Here is a 254-nt window from a genome sequence, read left to right on the forward strand (position 1 = left end):
GACCACCAGGCCGGCGATCTCGCCGTGCCACTCGCGCTCGATCACCTCGGCCATGGCCGCGGCGGCCTTGCCGGCGCCGATGACGATGACCCGCCCGGAGCGGTCGGCGGGCAGGTGGTCGGCGAGCACCTGGCGCGGGTGGGCGGCGGCGATGGCGGTGGCGAACAGCTCGCGGAGCAGGGATTGCGGATCGAGGGGCATGACGGACTCCAGTGTTGTTATTGCGTGCAGGGGACCGATTGCAGTCCGCACGG

Annotated in this window: 1 protein-coding gene; it reads right to left on the reverse strand. The window is 72.0% G+C overall.

Annotation, left to right across the window (positions count from 1 at the left end; all coding sequences use genetic code 11):
- The coding region (locus PSEWESI4_RS25020) for a DUF4147 domain-containing protein (protein WP_187673937.1) at window positions 1-201 on the reverse strand (201 nt) is incomplete at its 3' end.
- Between the last annotated feature and the right edge of the window lie 53 nt (window positions 202-254).

This window comes from Zestomonas carbonaria (genome assembly GCF_904061905.1).
GTDB classification, from domain to species: Bacteria; Pseudomonadota; Gammaproteobacteria; order Pseudomonadales; family Pseudomonadaceae; genus Aquipseudomonas; species Aquipseudomonas carbonaria.